Origin of the sequence: Streptomyces sp. NBC_00464 (assembly GCF_036013915.1) — a bacterium.
GTDB lineage: Bacteria > Actinomycetota > Actinomycetes > Streptomycetales > Streptomycetaceae > Streptomyces.
In genome coordinates, this window is record NZ_CP107899.1 from 828,201 (window position 1) to 850,660 (window position 22,460).

The 22,460-nt window shown below is 70.8% G+C and carries 21 protein-coding genes; 10 read left to right on the forward strand and 11 right to left on the reverse strand.

The window, feature by feature from the left end; genetic code table 11:
• Positions 1-172 precede the first annotated feature (172 nt).
• The 3 genes from OG912_RS03560 (at position 173) to OG912_RS03570 (ending at position 3,681) form a co-directional block, all read left to right on the forward strand.
• A complete protein-coding gene (locus OG912_RS03560; protein WP_327708128.1) occupies positions 173-1,012 on the forward strand; it encodes a TIM barrel protein in 840 nt (279 codons plus the stop codon).
• Positions 1,013-1,057: 45 nt separating this feature from the next.
• On the forward strand, positions 1,058-1,957 hold the full coding sequence (locus OG912_RS03565; RefSeq protein WP_327708129.1) for a 2-hydroxy-3-oxopropionate reductase: 900 nt from the start codon (positions 1,058-1,060) through the stop codon (positions 1,955-1,957).
• A 266-nt stretch (positions 1,958-2,223) separates the two neighbouring features.
• Positions 2,224-3,681 carry a catalase gene (locus tag OG912_RS03570; RefSeq protein WP_327708130.1) on the forward strand — a complete coding sequence of 486 codons (1,458 nt, stop codon included), beginning with the start codon at positions 2,224-2,226 and terminating at the stop codon, positions 3,679-3,681.
• 791 nt (positions 3,682-4,472) lie between these two features.
• Here the strand turns inward: OG912_RS03570 and gcl are convergent.
• Positions 4,473-6,248, reverse strand: a complete 1,776-nt coding sequence (gene gcl / locus OG912_RS03575; protein ID WP_327708131.1) for a glyoxylate carboligase — start codon at positions 6,246-6,248, stop codon at positions 4,473-4,475.
• 306 nt (positions 6,249-6,554) lie between these two features.
• Between gcl and OG912_RS03580 the strand changes: the two genes are divergently transcribed.
• From OG912_RS03580 to OG912_RS03590, 3 genes are all read left to right on the forward strand, one after another.
• The gene (locus OG912_RS03580) at positions 6,555-7,277 is read left to right on the forward strand and encodes a hypothetical protein (RefSeq protein ID WP_327708132.1); all 723 of its coding nucleotides are present in this window, start codon (positions 6,555-6,557) and stop codon (positions 7,275-7,277) included.
• Between the two features lie 47 nt (positions 7,278-7,324).
• A complete protein-coding gene (locus tag OG912_RS03585) occupies positions 7,325-7,861 on the forward strand; it encodes a GNAT family N-acetyltransferase (RefSeq protein WP_327708133.1) in 537 nt (178 codons plus the stop codon).
• A 76-nt stretch (positions 7,862-7,937) separates the two neighbouring features.
• Positions 7,938-8,213 carry a hypothetical protein gene (locus OG912_RS03590; RefSeq protein WP_443060941.1) on the forward strand — a complete coding sequence of 92 codons (276 nt, stop codon included), beginning with the start codon at positions 7,938-7,940 and terminating at the stop codon, positions 8,211-8,213.
• Between the two features lie 19 nt (positions 8,214-8,232).
• Here OG912_RS03590 and OG912_RS03595 read toward each other — a convergent pair whose 3' ends face one another.
• A complete protein-coding gene (locus tag OG912_RS03595; protein WP_327708134.1) occupies positions 8,233-9,840 on the reverse strand; it encodes an AMP-binding protein in 1,608 nt (535 codons plus the stop codon).
• Positions 9,837-11,513: an AMP-binding protein gene (locus tag OG912_RS03600; protein ID WP_327708135.1), complete on the reverse strand. Its 1,677-nt coding sequence runs from the start codon at positions 11,511-11,513 to the stop codon at positions 9,837-9,839. Before OG912_RS03600 ends, OG912_RS03595 begins: the two co-directional genes overlap by 4 nt.
• Positions 11,514-11,640: 127 nt before the next feature.
• Between OG912_RS03600 and OG912_RS03605 the strand changes: the two genes are divergently transcribed.
• Positions 11,641-12,483: a response regulator transcription factor gene (locus OG912_RS03605; protein ID WP_327708136.1), complete on the forward strand. Its 843-nt coding sequence runs from the start codon at positions 11,641-11,643 to the stop codon at positions 12,481-12,483.
• Positions 12,484-12,485: 2 nt separating this feature from the next.
• Here the strand turns inward: OG912_RS03605 and OG912_RS03610 are convergent, their stop codons facing one another.
• The gene (locus OG912_RS03610; protein WP_327708137.1) at positions 12,486-13,640 is read right to left on the reverse strand and encodes a winged helix DNA-binding domain-containing protein; all 1,155 of its coding nucleotides are present in this window, start codon (positions 13,638-13,640) and stop codon (positions 12,486-12,488) included.
• A 196-nt stretch (positions 13,641-13,836) separates the two neighbouring features.
• Between OG912_RS03610 and OG912_RS03615 the strand changes: the two genes are divergently transcribed.
• Positions 13,837-14,718: a DMT family transporter gene (locus OG912_RS03615; RefSeq protein WP_327708138.1), complete on the forward strand. Its 882-nt coding sequence runs from the start codon at positions 13,837-13,839 to the stop codon at positions 14,716-14,718.
• A 47-nt stretch (positions 14,719-14,765) separates the two neighbouring features.
• On the opposite strand, the gene OG912_RS03620 is transcribed toward OG912_RS03615, so the two are convergent.
• The 3 genes from OG912_RS03620 to OG912_RS03630 form a co-directional block, all read right to left on the reverse strand.
• Positions 14,766-15,350 carry a TerD family protein gene (locus OG912_RS03620; RefSeq protein ID WP_327708139.1) on the reverse strand — a complete coding sequence of 195 codons (585 nt, stop codon included), beginning with the start codon at positions 15,348-15,350 and terminating at the stop codon, positions 14,766-14,768.
• Between the two features lie 101 nt (positions 15,351-15,451).
• Positions 15,452-16,717: a CaiB/BaiF CoA transferase family protein gene (locus tag OG912_RS03625; protein WP_327708140.1), complete on the reverse strand. Its 1,266-nt coding sequence runs from the start codon at positions 16,715-16,717 to the stop codon at positions 15,452-15,454.
• A gap of 54 nt (positions 16,718-16,771) precedes the next feature.
• The gene (locus OG912_RS03630) at positions 16,772-17,002 is read right to left on the reverse strand and encodes a DUF6296 family protein (RefSeq protein WP_326739690.1); all 231 of its coding nucleotides are present in this window, start codon (positions 17,000-17,002) and stop codon (positions 16,772-16,774) included.
• Positions 17,003-17,280: 278 nt separating this feature from the next.
• Between OG912_RS03630 and OG912_RS03635 the strand changes: the two genes are divergently transcribed.
• The gene (locus OG912_RS03635; RefSeq protein ID WP_327708141.1) at positions 17,281-17,733 is read left to right on the forward strand and encodes a DUF5709 domain-containing protein; all 453 of its coding nucleotides are present in this window, start codon (positions 17,281-17,283) and stop codon (positions 17,731-17,733) included.
• Between the two features lie 133 nt (positions 17,734-17,866).
• Entirely contained in the window at positions 17,867-18,235 is a 369-nt protein-coding gene (locus OG912_RS03640; protein WP_326739688.1) for a nuclear transport factor 2 family protein, read from the forward strand.
• A gap of 95 nt (positions 18,236-18,330) precedes the next feature.
• Here OG912_RS03640 and OG912_RS03645 read toward each other — a convergent pair whose 3' ends face one another.
• From OG912_RS03645 to OG912_RS03660, 4 genes are read right to left on the reverse strand one after another with little or no spacing between them, the layout of a single operon-like run.
• Positions 18,331-19,716, reverse strand: a complete 1,386-nt coding sequence (locus OG912_RS03645; protein ID WP_327708142.1) for an LLM class flavin-dependent oxidoreductase — start codon at positions 19,714-19,716, stop codon at positions 18,331-18,333.
• Positions 19,700-20,506, reverse strand: a complete 807-nt coding sequence (locus tag OG912_RS03650; RefSeq protein WP_327708143.1) for an ABC transporter ATP-binding protein — start codon at positions 20,504-20,506, stop codon at positions 19,700-19,702. The genes OG912_RS03645 and OG912_RS03650 overlap by 17 nt, the downstream gene beginning before the upstream one ends.
• Positions 20,482-21,381: an ABC transporter permease gene (locus OG912_RS03655; RefSeq protein ID WP_327708144.1), complete on the reverse strand. Its 900-nt coding sequence runs from the start codon at positions 21,379-21,381 to the stop codon at positions 20,482-20,484. The genes OG912_RS03650 and OG912_RS03655 overlap by 25 nt, the downstream gene beginning before the upstream one ends.
• Positions 21,378-22,445 (reverse strand): ABC transporter substrate-binding protein, encoded by a 1,068-nt coding sequence (locus OG912_RS03660; protein ID WP_327708145.1) that lies wholly within the window; start codon positions 22,443-22,445, stop codon positions 21,378-21,380. The genes OG912_RS03655 and OG912_RS03660 overlap by 4 nt, the downstream gene beginning before the upstream one ends.
• Positions 22,446-22,460: the final 15 nt, after the last annotated feature.

Sequence of the window (22,460 nt, forward strand, 5' to 3'; positions counted from 1 at the left end):
CCGGTAGCGGACGCGGAGGGCGGGGCGGAGGGCCGGAAAGGCCTCCGCCCCGCCTTCGGTCTGTCCGGGGCCCGATTTCCGGACACCCCCTTGACATCGTACCCACCCTCCGGGCAATCTTCCGTTAAGCAGAAACTAACTTCCGCAATACGGAAGGAGCGCCGAAACCCTCATGGGCTACCCGGACCAGCGCTTCGATGTGAACCTCTCGATCCTCTTCACGGAACTCCCGCTCCTGGAGCGACCTGCGGCAGCCGCCGCGGCGGGCTTCACGGCGGTCGAGCTGTGGTGGCCATGGACCGAGACCCCCACCCCTCCGCAGGCCGAGCTCGACGCGCTGAAGAAGGCGCTCGACGAGGCAGGCACCCAGTTGGTGGGGCTGAACTTCTACGCCGGACAGCTGCCCGGCCCCGACCGCGGCGCGCTCTCCGTGCCCGGCACGGAGTCGGACCGCTTCCGGGCCAACATCGAGGTGGTGGCCGACTTCGCCGCCTCGGTCGGCTGCAAGGCGCTCAACGCGCTCTACGGCAACCGGGTCGACGGCGTCGACCCCGCCGAGCAGGACGCACTCGCCCTGGAGAACCTGGTCCTCGCCGCCCGCGCGGCGGACCGGATCGGGGCCGTCCTGCTCATCGAGACCCTGAACGAGCCGGAGTCGCCGCGCTACCCGCTCGTCAGCGCACCGGCGGGCATCGAGGTCGTCGACCGGATCAACGCGGCGACGGGCCTCGGCAACGCGAAGTTCCTCCTGGACCTGTACCACCTGTCGATGAACGGCGAGGACCTCAGCCAGGTCATCACGGCCTACGCCGACAGGACCGGTCACGTGCAGATCGCGGACAATCCGGGGCGCGGCGCGCCCGGCACCGGCACGCTCCCGCTGGAGCAGCTCCTCGACGAGCTGGCGAAGGCCGGTTACGACGGCTGGGTCGGCCTGGAGTACAAGCCGGGCGACCGGCCGAGCGCCGAGTCCTTCGAGTGGCTCCCGGCCACCGCGCGGGCCGCCCGCTGAGGGCCGGACTCCCCCTCGTACACACGCTTATCGGAAGGCACCCTCATGAGCAACAACCTCCCCAAGGTTGCGTGGATCGGGCTCGGCATCATGGGCTCGCCCATGTCCGAGAACCTGATCAAGGCCGGTTACGACGTCACCGGTTACACCCTGGAGCAGGACAAGGTCGACCGGCTGGCCGCGGCCGGCGGCACCGGCGCCTCCTCGATCGCCGAGGCGGTCAAGGACGCGGACGTGGTCATCACGATGGTGCCCGCCTCCCCGCAGGTCGAGGCGATCGCGTACGGCCCCGAGGGCATCCTGGAGAACGCCAAGCACGGCGCGCTGCTGGTCGACATGTCCTCGATCACCCCGCAGACCTCGGTGGACCTGGCGAAGAACGCCGCCGAGAAGGGCATCCGCGTCCTGGACGCCCCCGTCTCCGGCGGCGAGGCCGGCGCCATCGAGGCCGTGCTGTCCATCATGGTCGGCGGCGAGCAGGCCGACTTCGACGCCGCGAAGCCGGTGCTCGACGCGCTCGGCAAGACCATCGTGCTCTGCGGCCCGCACGGCTCGGGCCAGACGGTGAAGGCGGCCAACCAGCTGATCGTCGCCGTCAACATCCAGGCCTGCGCCGAGGCCGTCGTCTTCCTGGAGAAGTCCGGGGTCGACCTCGCCGCCGCGCTGGACGTCCTCAACGGCGGACTGGCCGGCTCGACCGTGCTGACCCGCAAGAAGGACAACTTCCTGAACCGGGACTTCGCTCCGGGCTTCCGGATCGACCTGCACCACAAGGACATGGGCATCGTCACCGACGCCGCCCGCAATGTCGGTGCCGCGCTGCCCGTCGGCGGCGTGGTCGCCCAGCTCGTCGCCTCGCTGCGTGCGCAGGGTGACGGCGGCCTGGACCACTCGGCGCTGCTGCGCTCGGTGGAGCGTCTCTCCGGTCAGCCCGTCCAGGACTGATCCGATGCGGCCGGGCCCCTCCACCGGGCCCGGCCGGCACCACCCCCGCCGGGTGCACATCCCCCGGCCCCCAGACTTCCGGACGGCGTCGGCGCTGACACCTGTCCTGTCGCGCCCAGGCGCCGGCGCCGTCCGGAACACCTCTTCACCATGAATTTCAACAAACTGTTGACGTCGGGTTCGGAGCGTACTTACGCTCCTGGAGCCCCTACGCCCCCAGGCCGTCGCAGTTCAGCAGCTCCCGTACGGAAGGTCGCCCCGACACCATGACGCAGCGCGTGCTTACGACCGAGTCCGGCGCCCCGATCGCCGACAACCAGAACTCCGCCACCGCCGGCGCCGGCGGCCCGATCCTCCTCCAGGACGGTCACCTCCTGGAGAAGCTCGCCCGTTTCAACCGGGAGCGCATCCCGGAGCGCGTGGTGCACGCCCGGGGCTCCGGCGCGTACGGCTACTTCGAGGTGACCGACGACGTCACCGGCTTCACCCGTGCGGACTTCCTCTCCGAGGTCGGCCGCCGAACCGAGACGTTCATCCGCTTCTCCACGGTCGCCGACTCGCTCGGCGGCGCGGACGCGGTACGCGACCCGCGCGGCTTCGCGCTCAAGTTCTATACGAACGACGGCAATTACGACCTCGTCGGCAACAACACCCCGGTGTTCTTCATCAAGGACCCGATCAAGTTCCCCGACTTCATCCACTCGCAGAAGCGCGACCCGTTCACGGGCCGTCAGGAGCCGGACAACGTCTGGGACTTCTGGGCGCACGCCCCCGAGGCGACGCACCAGATCACCTGGCTGATGGGTGACCGCGGCATCCCTGCCTCGTACCGCCACATGAACGGCTACGGCTCGCACACCTACCAGTGGACCAACGCCGCGGGCGAGGCCTTCTTCGTCAAGTACCACTTCAAGACCAACCAGGGCGTGCGCTCCCTCTCCGCCGACCAGGCCGCCGAGCTCGTCGGCAAGGACGCCAACTCCCACCAGACGGACCTGCTCCAGGCGATCGAGCGCGGTGTGAACCCGTCCTGGACGCTGCACGTCCAGGTCATGCCGGCCGCAGAGGCCGCGGACTACCGCTTCAACCCGTTCGACCTCACCAAGGTGTGGCCGCACAGCGACTACCCGCTCCAGCGGGTGGGCCGGCTGGTCCTGGACCGCAACCCGGACAACGTCTTCGCGGAGGTGGAGCAGGCCGCGTTCTCCCCGAACAACTTCGTGCCCGGCATCGGTCCGTCCCCGGACAAGATGCTCCAGGGCCGGCTGTTCGCCTACGCGGACGCGCACCGCTACCGGCTGGGCGTCAACCACACCCACCTGCCGGTGAACGCGCCGCGCACCGCCGTCGTCGACAACTACGGCCGCGACGGGCTGCACGCCACGCGCAACGGGGCGCGGCACGACAAGAACTACGAGCCCAACTCGTACGCGGGCCCGGCCCAGACGGACGCGGCGCACTCCGCTCCGCTGGCCGTCCACGGCTGGACCGGCACGCACGAGGCGCCCGCCCACACCAAGGACGACGACTTCTTCCAGGCGGGCGAGCTGTACCGGCTGATGTCGGACGACGAGAAGGGCCGGCTGATCGGGAACATCGCCGGGGGCCTTTCGCAGGTCACGCGCGACGACGTGATCGAGAAGAACCTCGCCCACTTCCACGCCGCGGATGCCGAGTACGGCAAGCGCGTGGAGGAGGCCGTCCGCGCCCTGCGCGAGGACTAGGCCCCGGGTAAAGCCCTGCTCGCGTCGTCGCGCCCGCCCGGATGAGGGGTTGCGCGGGGCGCGGGCAGGACGAGGCCGCGGCGGTGGTGCGATGCCAGTGCGGTGGTGTGGGTGGCGGTCCGGTCTCCTGACCTGAAGGCGACCGGGGCCCGCCGCCCCCTCGCGCCTCGCCGCGGCCCCTGTCATTCCCCTGTTCCAGGGCGTGGAGTACGGATTACGGTCCCGTGCTCCACGCCCTTTCGCGTGCGCGGGCCCCTGGGTGGCCGGTTCCGTCCTCAATCGCCGGACGGGCTTGGGATGCACCGGGCCGGGCCCCTGCGAGTTCAGGACCCCCGCCCTGACGGTTCCGTCCTCAAACGCCGGACGGGCTTGGGATGCACGGGCGGAGGAACTGGGTTTGCCGCCGGGGACGGGGTGGGGTTGCCACCACCGGAGGGGCTGGGTTGCTGCCGGGGACGGGGTGGGGTTGCCACCACCGGAGGGGCTGGGTTGCTGCCGGGGACGGGGTGGGGTTGCCACCACCGGAGGGGCTGGGTTGCCGCCGGGGACGGGCTGGGGTCGCCACCGCCGGACGGTTCGGCTTGCGCTGCCGGACGGCTGGGACTGCCAGCAGGGCGGGCCGGATCCATCCTGCGGACGCCGGGCAGAATCAAGCCCGTCCGGCGATTGATGACATCTTTTCAGCCCGTCCGGCGATTGAGGACACCTTTCAGCCCGTCCGGCAATTGAGGACACAACGATGCGGCCCCAGCCCCCGTCGAACGGGAGCCGGGGCCGCAGGCCCGGACGGGTCAGGCCGTCGCGAACGGGCGGATCGCCGTCGGCGCGTGGCCCGGTTCCGTCGCCACGTCCTCGAACTCGTTCACCGAGGCGATATCCGTACCGCTCATCGCGATGTTCGTCACCCGCTCCAGGATCGCCTCGACAACCACCGGCACCCGGAACTCCGCCGCCAGCTTCTTCGCCTCCTCGAAGGCCGGCAGCAGCTGGTCCGGCTCGGTGACCCGGATCGCCTTGCAGCCCAGGCCCTCGACGACCTTGACGTGGTCCACGCCGTAGACGCCCAGCTCCGGGGAGTTGAGGTTCTCGAACTCCAGATTGACCTGGAAGTCGATGTCGAAGTTGCGCTGCGCCTGGCGGATCAGCCCCAGGTAGGAGTTGTTGACCAGGACGTGCACGTACGGGATGCGGTGCTGCGCACCGACCGCGAGCTCCTCCAGCATGAACTGGAAGTCGTAGTCACCGGAGAGCGCGACGACGGAGCCCTCGGGGTCGGCCGTGGCGACGCCCAGGGCCGCCGGGATGGTCCAGCCGAGCGGGCCCGCCTGGCCGCAGTTGATCCAGTGGCGCGGCCGGTAGACGTGCAGCATCTGCGCGCCGGCGATCTGCGAGAGGCCGATCGTGGTGACGTACCGGGTCTCGGGTCCGAACGCCCGGTTCATCTCCTCGTACACGCGCTGCGGCTTCAGCGGCACGTTGTCGAAGTGCGTGCGCCGCTGCAGGGTCGCCTTGCGTTCCTGCGCGGAGGCCGCCCACTGCGAGCGGTCCTTCAGCTTGCCGGCCGCCTTCAGCTCGCGCGCCACCTCGATGAACAGTTCCAGCGCGGCCTTGGCGTCGGAGGCGATGCCGAGGTCGGGGGCGAAGATCTTGCCCAGCTGGGTGGGCTCGATGTCGACGTGGACGAACGTCCTGCCCTCGGTGTAGACGTTCAGGTGACCGGTGTGGCGGTTGGCCCAGCGGTTGCCGATGCCGAGGACGAAGTCGGACTCCAGGAACGTCGCGTTGCCGTAGCGGTGCGAGGTCTGGAGGCCCACCATGCCGGCGTTCAGCTCGTGGTCGTCGGCGATGATGCCCCAGCCCATCAGGGTCGGGACGACCGGGATGCCGGTCAGCTCGGCGAACTCCACCAGGAGTTCGGGCGCGTCGGCGTTGATGATGCCGCCGCCCGCGACGAGCAGCGGGCGCTCGGAGGCGTTCAGCATCTCCAGGGCGCGCTCGATCTGCTTGCGGGTCGCGGCGGGCTTGTGCACCGGCAGCGGCTCGTACAGGTCGGGGTCGAACTCGATCTCGGTGAGCTGCACATCGATCGGCAGGTCGATGAGGACCGGGCCGGGACGGCCGGTGCGCATCAGGTGGAAGGCCTGCTGGAAGACGCCGGGGACCTGCGCGGCCTCCAGGACGGTGGTCGCGGCCTTGGTGACCGGCTTGGCGATCGAGGCGATGTCGACCGCCTGGAAGTCCTCCTTGTGGAGCACCGCGGTCGGGGCCTGGCCGGTGATGCACAGGATCGGGATGGAGTCCGCGATGGCGGAGTAGAGGCCGGTGATCATGTCGGTGCCTGCCGGACCCGACGTGCCGATGCAGACGCCGATGTTCCCCGGGCGGGCCCGGGTGTAGCCCTCGGCCATGTGGGAGGCGCCCTCGACGTGGCGGGCGAGCGTGTGATGAACCCCGCCGGAGGCCTTGAGGGCCGCGTAGAAGGGGTTGATCGCCGCGCCCGGCACACCGAACGCGTTGCTGACGCCTTCGCGCTTGAGGATCTCAACTGCCGCTCGGGCAGCGGTCATTCGAGGCATTGAGTGCTCCTGCTCGGACCTGGGTGGAGTCGGGCTCTGTCGCGCCACCTGAGAGCGCCAATTCCGTATTACGGAAGTTTGATTCTGCTATACGGAAGACAATCTAAAGTGCGGCCGGACAGCCGTCAAGAGAGGGCGCCCTGGGCGCCCCGGGGCACGGACAGGCCGTGCGAAGTACCCCAAGTCCCTCCCCCGGGCCTCGCTCTTGGTGGAGCATGGGGGTACGGAGCGGCCCGGATTCCGGGGGCCGGCCGCATGCCCGTGGGCCGCGATCCGTGGGCCGGAAGGAGTCCGAGGGTGGAATCAGTGCCGGTACGGTGCCCGGCCTGCCGCCGCGACCACGCGTACATCACGCCCGTCTATCCGTGCCCGTGCGGCGCACCGACCGCCCCGCCCCTGCTGCGCGGCGCCCCCGTCACGCCGATCACCCACCGCACCTGGAACGACGACTGGGTGACCGTGCGCTGCCGTGGCTGCGGACGGCACGACCAGTGGCCGCAGCCCGAGCTGTGCTGCCCGTGCGGGACCGTGCTGCGGATCCCGGTCCGGCCGGTGGCGGCTCCCGGCCGTACGGACGGTGGGCCGTCCCGGTCCGTGCGGCCGTCGCACATACCGCTGCCGCGTACGGCTCCGGCCCCGCGGCCCGCCTTCCGGCCGCTGACGATCCGTACCGCCCGCGACGCGGTGGGCGCCGCCGCGCTGTACCTGAACTGGCTGGGCTACCGCGACGTCGTACAGCCCGCCGAACGTCCGGCGTCCCGGATCGACCTGCGGGCGGCCGGACTGATCGCCCAGGTCGACTCCACCACCCGGCCGACCACGCTGCGCGATGTCGAATGCCTGTGGCTCAACGCGCTCAGCGCCTCGGTGTCGAGCGTGTTCTTCTCGCTCGCCGGGTACGCGCCGGATGCCAGGGAGCGGGCGGACGGGCTCGGCATCCCCCTGTTCGTCATGGACCTCACCGGAACCCCGCAGCCGGTGAACAGCCCGGCGGACGAACTGCTCAGCACCGGCGCCTGAGTCCGGCACACCGCTTCCCGGGCAGGCGCCACGCGCCATACTGAAACATGCGCATCCGTCCCGCCCGCCGCTCCGATCTCCCGCTGCTCCAGGACATCGAGCGCGCCGCAGGTGAACCCTTCCGCACCCTCGGCATGTCCTGTGTGGCCGACGACGACCCCCCGCCCCTGGAGCTGCTGAACGGCTACCGCGAGGCCGGCCGCGCCTGGGTGACCACCGGTCCCGACAACCGGCCCCTCGGCTACCTCATCGCCGACGAGGTCGACGGCTCCGCCCATGTCGAACAGGTCTCCGTCCATCCGGCGGCCGCCCGGCGCGGCCTGGGCAGCGCGCTGATCGACCACGTCGCCGGCTGGGCCGCGGCCGGCGGCCTGAGCGCGCTGACCCTGACGACCTTCTCCCACGTGCCGTGGAACGCGCCGTACTACGCCCGGCTCGGCTTCCGCGTCCTGACGGAGTCCGAACTCTCCGACGGGCTGCGCAAGATTCGCGCCGAGGAGGCGGAACACGGCCTCGACCGGTGGCCGCGGGTCTGCATGCGGCGCGACGTGCCGCACCTCACAGAAACCGTCCGGCCACAGTGAGTGCTATCCGTCACGTTCGAGCCAGGGGCCACAGATGTTCGGTCCGTTGTCAGTGGCGGGGCCTAGAGTGGGGCGCATGGTCTTAACTCCACGACTTTCTCCACCCGCGACACCTGCGACACCCGCAACACCCGCGGTACCCACCACACCCGCGACACCGTCGCAGAGCACCTTTCCCGCACAGCCGGCCCACCCCGCCGCCGTCGAGGCGAACGAGGCGATCCGCGCGCTCGTGGACGCGCGCGCCGGCCAGGACTGGTCCCCCGTGGAGTCCGCCGCGTACGAGGTACTGCTGATCGAGTGGGCGGCCGCGACACAGGGCACCGCCGGCGACATCATCGAAGCCGCCTGACGGTGCCCGTCCGCCGGTCCTACCGGCGGTAGTTCTCCCGCAGTTCGATCTTCCGGACCTTCCCGCTGACCGTCATCGGGAAGGCCTCCATGATCCGGAGCAGGCGCGGAACCTTGTAGTGCGCCAGCTGCTCGTGGCAGAAGGTCCTGATCTCCTCCAGGCCCGGCGGGTCCGCCGGGTCGGCGGGGATGACGCAGGCCAGGATCTCCTCGCCGTACCGCTCGTCCGCCACCCCCACCACCTGCACGTCAGCGATCTTGGGGTGGCGGTAAAGGAACTCCTCGACCTCCCGCGGATACACGTTCTCGCCACCGCGGATGATCACGTCCTTGATCCGGCCGACGATCTGTACATAGCCGTCCTCGCGCATCACCGCGAGGTCCCCGGTGTGCATCCAGCGCCCCGCGTCGATGACCTCCGCGGTCCGCTCCGGCTGATCCCAGTATCCGAGCATCACGCTGTAGCCGCGGGTGCACAGTTCGCCCGACGTCCCGCGCTCCAGCGTCACGCCCGTCGCCGGATCGACGACCTTGACCTCGATGTGCGGCATCACGCGGCCGACCGTGCCGGTGCGGCGCTCCAGGTCGTCGTCGCGGCGGGTCTGGGTGGAGACCGGGGACGTCTCCGTCATGCCGTAACAGATGGACACCTCGTCCATGTGCATCTCGGCGACGACGCGCTTCATCACCTCGACCGGGCAGGGCGATCCGGCCATGATGCCGGTGCGCAGCGAGGAGAGATCGTACGAGGCGAAATCGGGGAGGCTCAGTTCCGCGATGAACATGGTGGGGACCCCGTACAGCGAGGTGCAGCGCTCCTGCTGGACGGCGGCGAGGACGGCCGCGGGTTCGAACGCGGGGGCCGGGATCACGATGCAGGCGCCGTGCGAGGTGACGCCGAGGTTTCCCATGACCATGCCGAAGCAGTGGTAGAACGGCACCGGCAGACAGACCCGGTCCTGTTCGGTGTAGGTGACCAACTCCCCCACGAAGTAGCCGTTGTTGAGGATGCTGTGGTGGGAAAGAGTGGCCCCTTTGGGGAAGCCGGTCGTACCGGAGGTGTACTGGATGTTGATCGGGTCGTCGCAGGACAACCCGGCCTCACGGGACGCGAGTTCTTCGACGGTCACCGCACCGGCGACGGCGATCAGCTCGTCCCAGGAGCGGTCGCCGATGTAGTGCACGGCGCGCAGGGCGGGGCAGTTCGCCCGGACCTCGTCGACCAGGGCCCGGTAGTCGCTGGTGCGGTGCGCGAGCGAGGCGACCAGGAGGGAGACCCCGGCCTGCTCGAGTACGTACTCCAGCTCGTGCGCCCGGTACGCGGGGTTGATGTTGACCATGACGGCGCCGATGCGTGCGGTCGCGTACTGGACGAGTACCCACTCGGGGCAGTTGACCGCCCAGATGCCGACCCGGTCCCCCTGTGCCACACCCGATGCCATCAGTGCGCGGGCCAGCTCCTCGACGGCCGCACCGAACTCCGCGTATGTCCAGCGCCGCCCGGAGGGTACGTCGACGAGCGCCTCGCGGCCGGGGTACGCCTGGACCGCCCGGTCGAGGTTGCGGCCGATGGTGTCGCCGAGCAGGGGGGTGGTGCCGGTGCCGTGCGCGTAGGACGGCTCGGTCATGTGAGGTCCCCCTCGCTGTACTCGATCCCGGTGCCCCGGGCCGTGCGCTCGCGCAGCTCGATGCGGCGGATCTTTCCCGAGACGGTCTTCGGCAGCTCGTCGAACTCCAGCCGGCGGACCCGCTTGTACGGGGCGAGCACGGCCCGGGAGTGGGCGAACAGCACCTTGGCGGTGTCCGGTCCGGGCTCCCAGCCCTCGGCGAGCACGATGTACGCCTTCGGGACGGAGAGCCGCACCGGGTCGGGGGCCGGAACGACCGCGGCCTCGGCGACCGCCTCGTGCTCCAGCAGGGCGCTCTCCAGCTCGAACGGGGAGATCTTGTAGTCGGATGCCTTGAAGACGTCGTCGGCGCGGCCGATGTAGGTGATGTACCCGTCGGCATCGCGGGAGCCGATGTCGCCGGTGCGGTAGTAGCCGCCCGCCATGGCCTCGGCGGTGCGCTCCGGATCGCCGTGGTATCCGGTCATCAGGCCGACCGGATGGGCCGACAGGTCGAGCGAGATCTCGCCCTCGACGGCGCCGGGCTCGCCGCTGACCGGGTCGAGAAGGACCACCTTGAAGCCCGGGCTGGGGCGGCCCATCGAACCGGCCTTCAGGACCTGACCGGGGGTGTTGGCGACCTGGACGGAGGTCTCCGTCTGACCGAAGCCGTCGCGGATGGTGACACCCCAGGCGCGCCGGACCGTCTCGATGACCTCCGGGTTCAGCGGTTCGCCGGCCGCGACGACCTCGCGCGGCGGGGTCTTCAGCTGGGAGAGGTCGGCCTGGATGAGCATGCGCCAGACGGTGGGCGGGGCGCAGAAGCTGGTGACGCCCGAGCGGTCCATCTCGGCCATCAGCCGGCCGGCGTCGAAGCGGGTGTAGTTGAAGATGAAGACAGTCGCCTCGGCGCTCCACGGGGCGAAGAGGTTGGACCAGGCGTGCTTGGCCCAGCCGGGCGAGGAGATGTTGAGGTGGACGTCGCCGGGCTTGAGACCGATCCAGTACATCGTCGACAAGTGGCCCACGGGGTAGGAGACATGGGTCTGCTCGACGAGTTTGGGGCTGGCGGTGGTGCCCGAGGTGAAGTAGAGCATCAGCGGTTCGTCGGCGTCGGTCTCGCGGTCCGCCGTGAAGGTCTCCGGCTGCGCGTCGGCCCCGGCGTAGGAGATCCAGCCCTCGGTGTCGGCGCCGACGGAGATCCGGGTGTAGTCGCCGGGTACGTCGTCGAACTTGGCGGTGTCGGCGTCGCGGACCAGGACGTGCCTGACCCGGCCGCGCGCGACCCGGTCGCGCAGGTCGACGGGGCCCAGCAGCGGCGTCGCGGGGATGACTACGGCGCGCAGCTTCATCGCGGCGAGGGCGGTCTCCCACAGCTCGACCTGGTTGCCGAGCATGACGAGGATGCGGTCGCCCTCGCGTACGCCCTGGGCACGCAGCCAGTTCGCGGCCCGGTTGGAGCGGGCGGACATCCGGGCGAAGGACATCTCGGTGCGTGCGCCGTCCTCCTCCACGATGTGCAGGGCGGTGCGGTCGTTGTTCTCGGCGATGACGTCGAACCAGTCGAGCGCCCAGTTGAAGTGGTCGCTGCGGGGCCAGCTGAAGCCCTCGTAGGCCGCGGTGTAGTCCTCGCGGTGCCGAAGCAGAAAGTCCCGGGCAGCCCGGAACGTCTCCGTCGCACTGGTTGCCGACATGTGCCCTCCTCGTTGCGGACCCGACGCTCCTGACATCATGTAAACAGTGACCCAGGTCTCACCACCCCCGAACGGGGGTGCCGTGGGGGACGATGTGTTCCCCGGAGCCGGGCGGAGAGGCGTCAGCGTGCCGGAATCGGTCGATGCGGTCGAGATGCAAGCGGCGCTGCTGCGGCTGCGCCGGACGAGCGGGCTGCCCGTGGCCTTCGGCGGGCTGCTCTCCGACACCCGCCACGCCCGGATCGCGGAGCTGAACGGGGCGCAGACCACGGCCCTGCGCGGGCTCGTGATCTCGGCCGGCAGCGGTCTGGGCGGCAAGTCGATCGCGTTGTCGCGCCCGTGTGCGGTGACCGACTACCACTCCTCGCGCCACATCAGCCACGAGTACGACACGGCGGTGGCGGCGGAGGGCCTGCGTTCGGTGGTCGCCGTGCCCGTCGTCGTACGCCGCAAGGTGCGGGGAGTGCTGTACGGGGCGCTGCGCGAGCCCCTCACCCTCGGGGACCGTACGTTCGACGCGGCGGTCGCGGCGGCCCGCGACGTGGAGCAGGCGCTGGCCGTCCGGGACGAGGTGCAGCAGCTGCTCGCCGTGACCCGGGACGAGGTCACCGACCCCCGGGCCGTGCCCGGGGCGTGGGAGGACGTCCGGGAGGCGCACCGCGAGCTGCGCGCCCTCGCGCCGAAGGTCCTCGACCCGGCGCTGCGCGACGAGTTGCTCGCGGTGTGCGGGCGGCTCGCCGCGGCGGCGGGTGCCCGGGTGCCCAGGGCGCGAGGGTTCCAGCTGGCGCCGCGCGAGGTCGATGTCCTCGCCTGTGTCGCCTCGGGCGCGACGAACGCGGTGGCGGCGGACCGGCTCGGGCTGCGGCCGGAGACCGTGAAGGGCTATCTGCGCTCCGCGATGCGGAAGCTGGGTGCGCACACCCGGCTGGAAGCGGTCGTCGCGGCCCGGCGGGCGGGGCTGCTGCCCTAGGTTCAGCGGTCGAAGTCGATGAATGAGGCGAAGCGGACGTCACCTCCGTTGCCGTCGGTGGTCGCCTTCGTCATCACGGAGAGCATGGCCACGGCCTCGTCCGTGACCTCGTCCCGCTCGGCTGTGGTGAACGGGCGGAGCTCCTGGACGGTGACGGTCGTCGGCGCACCGCCCCGGCCTTCCTCCAGCCGCCAGATCGCGGCGAGGAAACCGTCGGCCAGCACGCTGCCGTACGACTGGTTCCCCACCCCGTTGCGTCCCTTGAAGGGGGGCGGGATGACACGGGTCCGGTCCGCGTGGCCGAGCAGGACGTTGTCGAACTCGGGCAGGAAGCGCGGCGGTGCGGGGGTGTCCTCGGCGGGGCGCGGGGCGTCGGGCAGGTCGAAGAGCTCGATGCCGTTCTCGTCCCGGAAGGTGGCCAGCTGCGGGCGGAGCCGCTCGAAGACCTCCCGCATCCGGGTCAGCCCGGCCCAGGACTGCATGTCCTTGACCGAAGCGGGTCCGAAGGCGGCGAGGTAGCGCAGCACGGTGGCGTCGGGCGCCGGGGCCGGTTCGGAGGGTCTCCCGAGCCAGTGTTCCGCGGTGGTCAGCGCGACCTGACCGCTCTTCTCCCACACGCCGCGCGGGGTGATCTGAACGAGCGGCAGCAGACAGCGGGCGGCCGTGCTCAGCGCCTGCGGGTCCGCGTCGGGCCACTCGGCGAGGAGCCGTTCGCGGATCTCCTTCGGGGTGCGGGGCGACTCCTCGACGTACGTCCTGCTGAGGTCCCTGAGCCGGTCCAGGTCCACGCCCACGAGCCCCTTCCGGAACATCCTGAGCTCCCGGTCGCGGGCCTCCTGCACGAGGGGGCGCAGGGTCAGGGCGTCGTCGGCGGTGTGGGTGTGGATGGTGGAGCGCAGGGTGACGATGCGGACGACGTCGCGCGACTCCATCAGCCCGGCGAGCTCGGCAGGCTCGAAGCCCTCCAGCCGGGCGAGCAGCTGGAAGTACGGGGGCCTGGTGTTCTGCGCCTGGAGGCCGACGAGGTGGCGGACGGCGTCCTCGGCACTCATCGCGGCACGGCGGAGCAGGAGTTGGCGCTCCAGGGTCGCGCGCCCCAGCGCCCGCGGCGAGAGCACGGCGGGCTGGACGGCGGCGGGCTTCTTCTTCACGGCCATGGACGGCACGCTACGCGGCCATGCGGTCAGATCCTGTCCTGATGGCACGAATCCTTCGCCGACACCACTCCGCCATGCCCGGCTGATTCGCCGACACGTACTCGCCCACGCCCGGCTCCTTCGCCGACACGTGCTCCGCCATGCCGCTGCTCGGCGGGATCCCGGATTGCGTGCCGGGCACCCGCATCATGGACCGGTGATCAGCGTCCTGTTCGCCGTCCTGACCGCGCTCAGCAACGGCGCGGCCTCTGTCCTGCAACGCCGAGCCGCGAGCACGGCCCCCGACAGCCAGTCGATGCGGCTGTCGTTGATCGGCCATCTGCTCCGCCAGAAGGTGTGGCTGGCCGGCATCGGACTGGTGATCGTCGCGGCCGTGTGCCAGGCCGTGGCGCTGGCCACCGGGCCGATCGCGGTGGTACAGCCGATCTTCGTGATCGAGCTGCCGGCGACGCTCCTGATGGCGAGCTTCGTGATGCGGGTGCGGCTGCCCCGGCCCGTGTGGTTCGGGGTGGCCGCCATGACGTCGGGCCTGGCCCTCGGCATGGCGTCGGCCGCTCCGGGCGGCGGCAGTGCCACGGTGCACGGGGCGGCGTGGGTTCCGGCCCTGATCCTGACGGGCCTGTTCGAGGCGGTCCTCATCGCGGGCGCCCTCGCCACCCGTGGCAATCCCCGGGCGGCGCTGCTGGGGCTGGCCGCCGCGTGTGCGTACGCGCTCACCGCCGCCCTGATGAAGGACGCCATGGCCCGGCTCGACAACGGGGGCGGAGCGGCGGCGCTGTTCACGTCCTGGCAGCTCTACGCCATGGCCGCGGCGGGGGTAGGCGCGCTGTTCCTCCTCCAGAACGCGCTGCAGGCGGGCACGCTGGTCGCTGTCCAGCCGTGTCTGACCCTGGGCGACGCCCTGATCAGCATCCTGTACGGGGTGACCCTGTTCGGCGAGGACCTGCGCACCGGCTGGTGGGTGCTCCCGGAGCTGCTGGCGCTCGGCCTGATCGCCGCGGGCTGCATGGAACTGGCGCGCTCGCCGCTGGCTTCCGGGGACGCGACAGCCCCGGCCCGTGAGCGGCGGGTGGACTGAATCGCCGCATGGGGGGCCGGGGCCGGGCGCCTGCCAGGGGCGGGCGGCTACTTGCTGACCGCGAAGCGCATCAGGGCCTGCTCGTCGCCCTGCTTGATCTTCCCCGTCTCGTTGATCACCTCAAGCTTCCAGCTTCCGCCGACGCGGAACGCCTTGGCCACGGCGCAGCCGTTGTCGTTGCTGAGCAGGCTCGGCCAGATGTCCGCGACCTGCTGGGTGGTGCCACCCGTCGCGTCGTACACCTTGAAGCTGATGTTGCGCGCGCTCTGGAAGGAGCTGTGCTTCTTGTACGCGGCGGCGATGAAGACGACCGACGTGATGTTGCCCGGGACCCTGGCGAAGTCGACGGTCACGGTCTCGTCGTCGCCGTCACCGTGCCCGGTCTGGTTGTCGCCGCTGTGCTGCAGCGAGCCGTTGCCCAGCGGGTCCAGGGAGTCCAGTCCGGCCAGCCGCACGGGCTCCGCGCCCTGCATCGCGATGGCGATCAGGTCGAGGTCGGTGCCCTTCTTCTGACGAAGCTTCCCCATCAGCCCGCCACTGGCTCCGACCGTGGGGTCCCAGGACACCCCGATGGACAGGTGGGTCACCCCGTCCAGATCCGCCGGGCCGTCTTCCTTCTTCAACGTGATCATGCGTGATCCTCTTCGTGGCGAGTTTCCTACAGGTTGAGTGTGCCTGGTGTCTTCCGCAGGCAGCCCACCAGGGGCAAAATTTCGACCAAGTGTTTGACGACTCAAACCGAATTGTCCTGCGTCGGCACGATGTGATCGCAGGCTTCCTCGTGATAAAGGTCCGCCGTCTCCACAACGCCCCGAGCACACAGCGCCTCGATGTCGGAGCGGCTGCGGCCCAGGTCGGCGAGGATCTGCCCGGTGTGCCGGCCCGCCGCGGGTACCGGGTCCATCCGCGGGCCGACGCCGCCGAGGTCCACCGGTGGCAGGAGTGCCTGTACGGGGCCGGGGGCGCCGGGCACGGAGATATCGCGCCAGCGGTCGCGCTCGGTGAGCGCGGGGTGGTCGAGGAATTCCATGACGGAGTTCACGCCGGCGTTGGCGATGGCCGCCCGGTCCAGGAGGTCCATGGCCTCCGCGCTGCCGAGGTCCGCGAACCGTGCGGCCACGATGGCGTTGAGCTCCTCGCGGTGCGCGACCCGGTCGGAGCCGGTGACGAACCGGGGGTCGTCGACGAGTCCGGGCCGGCCGAGGACGGTGCCGCACAGGGCCTCCCACTCGCGCTCGTTCTGGATGGAGAGCATCACGTCCTTGCCGTCGGCGGCGGTGAAGGGGCCGTACGGCGCGATCGTGGCGTGCTGCGCACCGATCCGCGGGGGCTGGGTCCCGCCGTAGCGCGTGTAGTACGCGGGCTGGCTCATCCACTCGGCGAGGGCGTCGAAGAGGGAGACCTCGACCGTGGGGGCCCGGCCGGTGGTGGCCCGGGTGAAGAGGGCGGACAGGATGCCGCTGTAGGCGTACATCCCGCCGGCGATGTCCGCGACGGAGATCCCCGAGCGCGCGGGCTCGTCGGGTGAGCCCGTGATCGACAGCAGCCCGGTCTGGCACTGCACCAGGAGGTCGTACGCCTTGCGTCCGGACCACGATCCGCTGGTGCCGTAGCCGCTGACCGTGCAGGTGATGAGGGAGGGATGCCGGGCCTGGAGGGCCGCGGCGCCGAGACCCATCCGGTCCGCCGCTCCGGGCGCGAGATTCTGCACGAACACATCGGCTCCGGCGATGAGTTCATCGAGGATCTCGCGCCCCTCCGGCGCCTTGACGTCCAGGGTCAGGGACTCCTTGGAGCGGTTGAGCCAGACGAAGTAGCTGGCCTGGCCGTGCACGGTGGTGTCGTAGCGGCGGGCGAAGTCACCGCCGCCGGGACGCTCGACCTTGATGACGCGGGCGCCGAGGTCGGCCAGCTGACGGGTGGCGAAGGGCGCGGCGACGGCCTGTTCCAGGCTGACGACGGTGATGCCCGCGAGCGGGAGCGGAAACGGTTCGGTCATGCGCCCATACTCCCGGGGCGGTCACCGCGGGAGGATGCGGCCGGCCCGGCCGGCTCAGACGGTCGGCTCCGGCACCACCAGTGGCGTACCGAGGAGCTGATGCCCGCCGCTGGCGAGCATGCGCACCTCTCCGCGCTCGCTGATCTCCGCGCGGACGATCCCGGTCTCGTCCTCGTAGACCGGGTATCCGCCCGCCCCGGACTGCGCGGTCCGCCGGACGGTCACCGTGTCGTCCTCCACGGCGGACGACTGAAACACCAGCTGATAGCTCTCCGGGTACTCCATGACGGCCTCTCCACGACGGCCTTCGGAAGGACGGTGCGGGCCGGGCTGCGAACGGGCTTCGCCTGCCGCGACACCCGCCCGTCCGGCCTGCACCTTCCATGGTCTCGCACACCGGCCGTCCCCGCCCGTGCACGGCCGCACGGTGCGAGCCCCGGCCCCGGCTGCCTATCCTGAAGGGGTACGGGAAGTTCCAAGGCAATCGGGCCGGTACGGCCCTTTGCTCCCGCGTCGTACGGCAGGCATGGCCCGGGATCCCCGACACCGGGAAGGGAAACGTCATGGAAGGTGCCGACCGGGGCGACGATGTGTACCAGCCCCAGCAGCCGGAGGCCTCCGACCCCGTCGAGCAGCTCGACGCGGCGGACACCCTCGACAACCGGCAGCTCGCCGACGTCCTGGACGAGGGGTACTCGCCTCCCGAACGGCCATGGGCCGTGGAGGACCGGGGCACCACCGGGTCCGAGCAGCTCAGCGGGGAGACGCTGGACGGCCGGCTGGCCAGGGAGCTGCCCGAGACCGCCGATCGGTCCGGCGACGACGAGGGCGACCTGTCCGACGGGGACGGAGAGCCCCGGGACGCGGAGGTCGGGGACGTCCGCGCCGGACGGCTCACCCGCGAACTGGACCTGGACGAGCCGGACAGCATGGCCGGCGAGGACGTCGGGATCGACGGGGCGGCGGCGTCCGCCGAGGAGGCGGCCATGCACGTCATTCCGGACGCGCAGCCGTAGGGCCTCTGCCGGGACCGCCTCCGCCGCCCTTACCCCGGAGGTAATCGACGCCCTCCGCCCCGTGCGACATCGTGTTCCTCACCAGCACAGCGCTCCCGGCCCAGCGGCCGGAGCCGAGGGAGAGGACCGCACGATGACCGCATACGACGAGGCCGTCCAGCGCTACTTCGCCGCGTGGAACGCCGCCACCCCCGAGGAGCTGGAGAAGGCCGTCGCCGCGGCGTTCACCGAGGACGCCACGTACACCGACCCGCTGGCCGACGTACGAGGGCACGAGGCGCTGGCCGCCGCGATCAGCGGCGCACAGCAGCAGTTCCCCGGGTTCTCCTTCCGGCCGGCCGGGGCGGTGGACGGGCATCACGCCCTCGCCCGCTTCGGCTGGGAGCTGGTCGCCGCGGCCGACGGCTCGGCGCCCGTCGCCGGCTCGGACGTGATCACTCTCGCCGATGACGGGCGGATCAGCTCGGTCAGCGGCTTCCTGGACCGCGTGCCGGTGTCCTGACTGCGCACCCGGGAGCGGACGGCGGTGCAGCGCCGGGTCGGTGCTCCAGCACGAAGGCCAGTGCGAGCGGTACGGGAGTCAGCCCGGCCTCGTCGTCACCGGGCCTCCGCCAGGCCGATGCCGAAGTGCCCCTCGCTGCGGTCGACGGTCTCGAACAGCCGGTTGGCGGGCCTCGGCAGCCCGTAGTGCCCGCGCAGGGTGCTCGCGGTGTACTCGGTACGGAACAGGCCGCGTTCCTGGAGGATCGGCACCACCCGGTCGACGAAGACCTCCAGGCCGGAGGGGAGGACGGCGGGCATGATGTTGAAACCGTCGGCGGCCCCGCTGTCGTACCACTGCTCGATGGTGTCGGCGACCTGCTCGGCGGTTCCGGCGAAGGTGCGGTGGCCGCGGCCGCCACCGAGCCGGCCGATCAGCTGACGTACGGTCAGCTTCTCGCGCCTGGCCAGCTCCACGATGAGCGTGTAGCGGCTCTTGGCACCCTCGATCTCGTCCTCGGTGGGGATGTCATCGGGGAGTTGTGCGTCGAGGTCCAGGTCGTCCGGGGCGATCCTCAGCGTCCGGGCGAGCTGGCGCTTGGCGTACTCGGGGACGATGAGGCCCTCCAGCTCGGCGTCCAGCGCCAGCGCCTCGGCCTCGGTGTCGCCGATGACGGGCACGATGCCGGGCAGGATCTTGATGCCTTCGGGGCTGCGGCCGATGACCTCGGCGCGCTGCTTGACGTCCTTGTAGAAGGCGATGCCTTCCTCCAGGGTCTGCTGGGCGGTGAACACCGCCTCCGCGTAGCGGGCCGCGAAGTCCTTGCCGTCCTCGCTCGATCCGGCCTGTACGAGCAACGGATATCCCTGCGGGGGCCGTTGCACGTTGAGCGGGCCGTCGACGCGGAAGAACTCGCCGTTGTGCTCGATCTTCCGTACGCGGTCGGCCAGGGCGTGGACGCCGCGTTCCTTGTCGGCGATCACGGCGTCGTCGGCCCAGCTGTCCCAGAGCTTGGTGGAGACCTCGACGAACTCGCCGGCCCGGCGGTAGCGGTCGTGGTGCAGCGGGGTGTCGTCGAGGCCGAAGTTGCGGGCCGCGTCGGCCCCCGCGGTGGTGACGATGTTCCAGCCGGCCCGGCCGCCGGAGACATGGTCCAGCGAGGCGAACCGGCGGGCCAGGTTGTACGGCTCGTTGTAGCTGGTGGACGCGGTGGCGATGAGGCCGATGCGCTCGGTGGCCCCGGCGAGCGCGGTGAGCAGGACGGTGGGCTCCAGCTTGGCGGCGGGCCGCCGGCCGGGGTCGCCCATCAGGACGGGGCTGTCGGCGAGGAACAGCGAGTCCAGCCGGCCGCGTTCGGCGATCCGGGCGAGGTTCTTGTAGTGCTCGATGTCGGAGTCGGCCCCGGCCGGGCTGCCGGGCAGCCGCCAGGACGCCTCGTGGTGGCCGGTGGACATCAGGAACGCGTTGAGGTGCAACTGCTTGCGGTCAGGCGTGCGGGACATGGGATTCCTTCGCTTCGGCAGGGGTCTGGGGCTGGGGCACGCCGAGGGCGGTGAGCAGCGTGTCGCGGTACTCCTGGAACCGGGGGTCCCGGCGGGAGCGCGGGGTGGGCAGGTCGACGACGAGGTCGACGGAGATCCGTCCGTCCTCCAGGACGAGGACCCGGTCGGCGAGTTCGACGGCCTCGTCGACGTCGTGCGTGACCAGGAGGACCGCGGGGCGGTGGCGTTCGTACAGTTCCCGCAGCAGGTCGTGCATCTTGATCCGGGTCAGTGCGTCCAGGGCGCCGAACGGCTCGTCCGCCAGGAGGAGTTCGGGTTCCCGGACCAGGGCGCGGGCCAGCGCGGCGCGCTGCTGCTCACCGCCGGAGAGCTCGTGCGGCCAGGACCGGTCGCGGCCCTCCAGGCCGACCTCGGCCAGTGCGGTGAGACCGCGTTCGCGGGTCCTGGGGCCGCGCAGCCCGAGGATCACGTTGTCGATGATCCGGAGCCAGGGCAGCAGCCGGGAGTCCTGGAAGGAGAGCGACACCCGGTCGGGGACCGTGAGTTCACCGGAGCCCTCGACGGTGTGGTCGAGCCGGGCGACGGCCCGCAGCAGCGTGGACTTGCCGGAGCCGCTGCGGCCGAGCAGGGCGGTGAACTCGCCCGGCGCCACGGTGAGATCGAGTTCCTTGAGGATGTCGCGGTCACCGAACCGGCGGACCAGCTTCCCGGTGCGGATGGCCGGGCGCTCCGCGACCGCCGTCGTACCGGCCCCGTGGGCGGGGTTCAGCCCGCCAGAGTGCGTCGCCATGACAGGACCTTCCTCTCGACGGCGCGTACCGCCGCGTCCGATGCGAAGCCGAAGATCCCGTAGGCCACCAGGCCCACGACGATCACGTCGGACTGGGCGTACTGCTGGGCCTGGAACATCATGTAGCCGATGCCGCTGGTGGCGTTGATCTGCTCGACGACGATCAGTCCGAGCCAGGACGCGGTGACGCCGAGGCGCAGCCCGACGAAGAAGCCGGGCAGCGAGCCGGGCACCACGACCTTGCGGACGAACTGCGCCCGGCTCAGGTCGAGTCCCTCGGCGAGCTCGACATACTTGCTGTCGATGCCGGTCAGCGAGGCGTACGTGTTGATGTACATGTTCACCGCGACGCCGAGCGCGATGACGGTCACCTTCATCTGTTCGCCGATGCCGAGCCAGAGGATCAGCAGCGGGAGCATGGCCAGGGAGGGGATGGCCCGCTTGATCTGGAGCGGCCCGTCCAGCAGGTACTCGCCGGTGCGGCTGAGTCCGGCGGCGACGGCGAGGAGCACCCCGGCGGTCACCCCGAAGAGCAGACCGAGTCCGGCGCGCTGGAGCGAGATGAGGACGTTGTCCTGGAGCCGGCCGCTGGAGACGAGGTCGGACGCGGTGGAGAGGACCGTGCCGGGTCCGGACAGGATCCGGGGGTCGAGGTAGCCGATGGCGGAGGCGAACCACCACAGGGCGATGACCAGCACCGGGCCGATCAGCCGCCCGAAGGGGATGGCCCGGCCGGGGCCGAGCCGCCTGCGGGTGGCACGGGGCACGGGCGGGGCGGACTTCGTCCCGGCCCCCGGCTCCCCGGCCTTCCTCAGTGGCACGGCAGCCGGGCTCACGCGGCCTGCCGTGCGGGTGTTCGTCAGCAGTTCGGTCATGACGTCTCCCGGTACCGGGCGGCCACGGCCTTGGCCGCGATCCCCTCGAAGCGGCGGTCGAACAGCTCGGCGACGTCCTGCTTCGGCACGAAGCCGCCCTCGGCCATCAGGTCGGCGGTCTCCTGCTCCCACGCGATCGCCTTGTCCCAGTCGACCGGGAACTGCGGTTTGTGCAGCGAGGCGACGATGCGCTTGCCGTCCTCCCGGGAGACGCCCTGGTCCTTGACGTAGTAGGTGTCGATCCACTCGTCGGTGTTCTCCCAGGCCCAGGTCAGGCCGCGGGCCCAGAGCGGGATGAAGCTGCGCACGGCGGCGGCCCTGGCCCGGTCGTTCAGCACCTCGTTGGGCGCCCAGAGGACCGTGAGCAGGTCCACCACGTCGGTCTTCACCCCGTGTGCGCCGTCCTTCCCGTACTGGGTGAGGTACTTGGTGAGGGTCGGTTCGCCGAGCGGTGCCACATCGACCTGCTTGGACTGCAGGGCGGTGAGGAACTGCGTGCTGGGCAGGGCGACCAGTTCGACGTCCTTGTTGGCGATGCCCGCCTGCTTCAGTGCGCGCAGGACGACGACACCCTGCGCCTGGCCCTGGGAGAAGCCGATCTTCCTGCCGCGGAAGTCGGCCACGGACCTGATGTCCGAGCCGGGTGCGGTCGCGAAGACGTACGAGGGATGGTTCCGCACCTGCACGGCGACGATCTTCGCCCCGACGCCGATGGCGTGGGCCTGGATGGGCGGAATTCCGGCGTTGACCGCAAGGTCGATGGAATGGGACCGGAATCCCTGGATGATATCGGGCCCCGCGCTCAGGTTGGGCCACTGGGAAACACCGAAGGAAAGGTCCTTCTGCAATCCGGAGGGCTTGAGCTGGAGTTGTGTCGACCGGACCGCTATGGAGAGTTCTGTACCCGGCGGCGGTGCACCCGAGGGGAGTTTTCCGGAGGGTTCGGCGCTTGCCGCTGTTCTGACCTGGGGTGAGCAGGCGGCGAGCGCACCTATGGCCGTCCCGCCGGCGAGGGCGAGAAACGACCTGCGGCCGACGGTCCTGTATGTGTCGTGGTGTGCCATGGTGAATTCCTGATC

Coding starts and splice junctions, on each gene's coding strand:
- OG912_RS03560 (WP_327708128.1), top strand. CDS start 173: ATGGGCTACCCGGACCAGCGCTTCGATGTGAACCTCTCGATCCTCTTC.
- OG912_RS03565 (WP_327708129.1), top strand. CDS start 1,058: ATGAGCAACAACCTCCCCAAGGTTGCGTGGATCGGGCTCGGCATCATG.
- OG912_RS03570 (WP_327708130.1), top strand. CDS start 2,224: ATGACGCAGCGCGTGCTTACGACCGAGTCCGGCGCCCCGATCGCCGAC.
- gcl (WP_327708131.1), bottom strand. CDS start 6,248: ATGACCGCTGCCCGAGCGGCAGTTGAGATCCTCAAGCGCGAAGGCGTC.
- OG912_RS03585 (WP_327708133.1), top strand. CDS start 7,325: ATGCGCATCCGTCCCGCCCGCCGCTCCGATCTCCCGCTGCTCCAGGAC.
- OG912_RS03590 (WP_443060941.1), top strand. CDS start 7,938: ATGGTCTTAACTCCACGACTTTCTCCACCCGCGACACCTGCGACACCC.
- OG912_RS03595 (WP_327708134.1), bottom strand. CDS start 9,840: ATGACCGAGCCGTCCTACGCGCACGGCACCGGCACCACCCCCCTGCTC.
- OG912_RS03600 (WP_327708135.1), bottom strand. CDS start 11,513: ATGTCGGCAACCAGTGCGACGGAGACGTTCCGGGCTGCCCGGGACTTT.
- OG912_RS03610 (WP_327708137.1), bottom strand. CDS start 13,640: ATGGCCGTGAAGAAGAAGCCCGCCGCCGTCCAGCCCGCCGTGCTCTCG.
- OG912_RS03620 (WP_327708139.1), bottom strand. CDS start 15,350: ATGATCACGTTGAAGAAGGAAGACGGCCCGGCGGATCTGGACGGGGTG.
- OG912_RS03625 (WP_327708140.1), bottom strand. CDS start 16,717: ATGACCGAACCGTTTCCGCTCCCGCTCGCGGGCATCACCGTCGTCAGC.
- OG912_RS03630 (WP_326739690.1), bottom strand. CDS start 17,002: ATGGAGTACCCGGAGAGCTATCAGCTGGTGTTTCAGTCGTCCGCCGTG.
- OG912_RS03635 (WP_327708141.1), top strand. CDS start 17,281: ATGGAAGGTGCCGACCGGGGCGACGATGTGTACCAGCCCCAGCAGCCG.
- OG912_RS03640 (WP_326739688.1), top strand. CDS start 17,867: ATGACCGCATACGACGAGGCCGTCCAGCGCTACTTCGCCGCGTGGAAC.
- OG912_RS03645 (WP_327708142.1), bottom strand. CDS start 19,716: ATGTCCCGCACGCCTGACCGCAAGCAGTTGCACCTCAACGCGTTCCTG.
- OG912_RS03650 (WP_327708143.1), bottom strand. CDS start 20,506: ATGGCGACGCACTCTGGCGGGCTGAACCCCGCCCACGGGGCCGGTACG.
- OG912_RS03655 (WP_327708144.1), bottom strand. CDS start 21,381: ATGACCGAACTGCTGACGAACACCCGCACGGCAGGCCGCGTGAGCCCG.
- OG912_RS03660 (WP_327708145.1), bottom strand. CDS start 22,445: ATGGCACACCACGACACATACAGGACCGTCGGCCGCAGGTCGTTTCTC.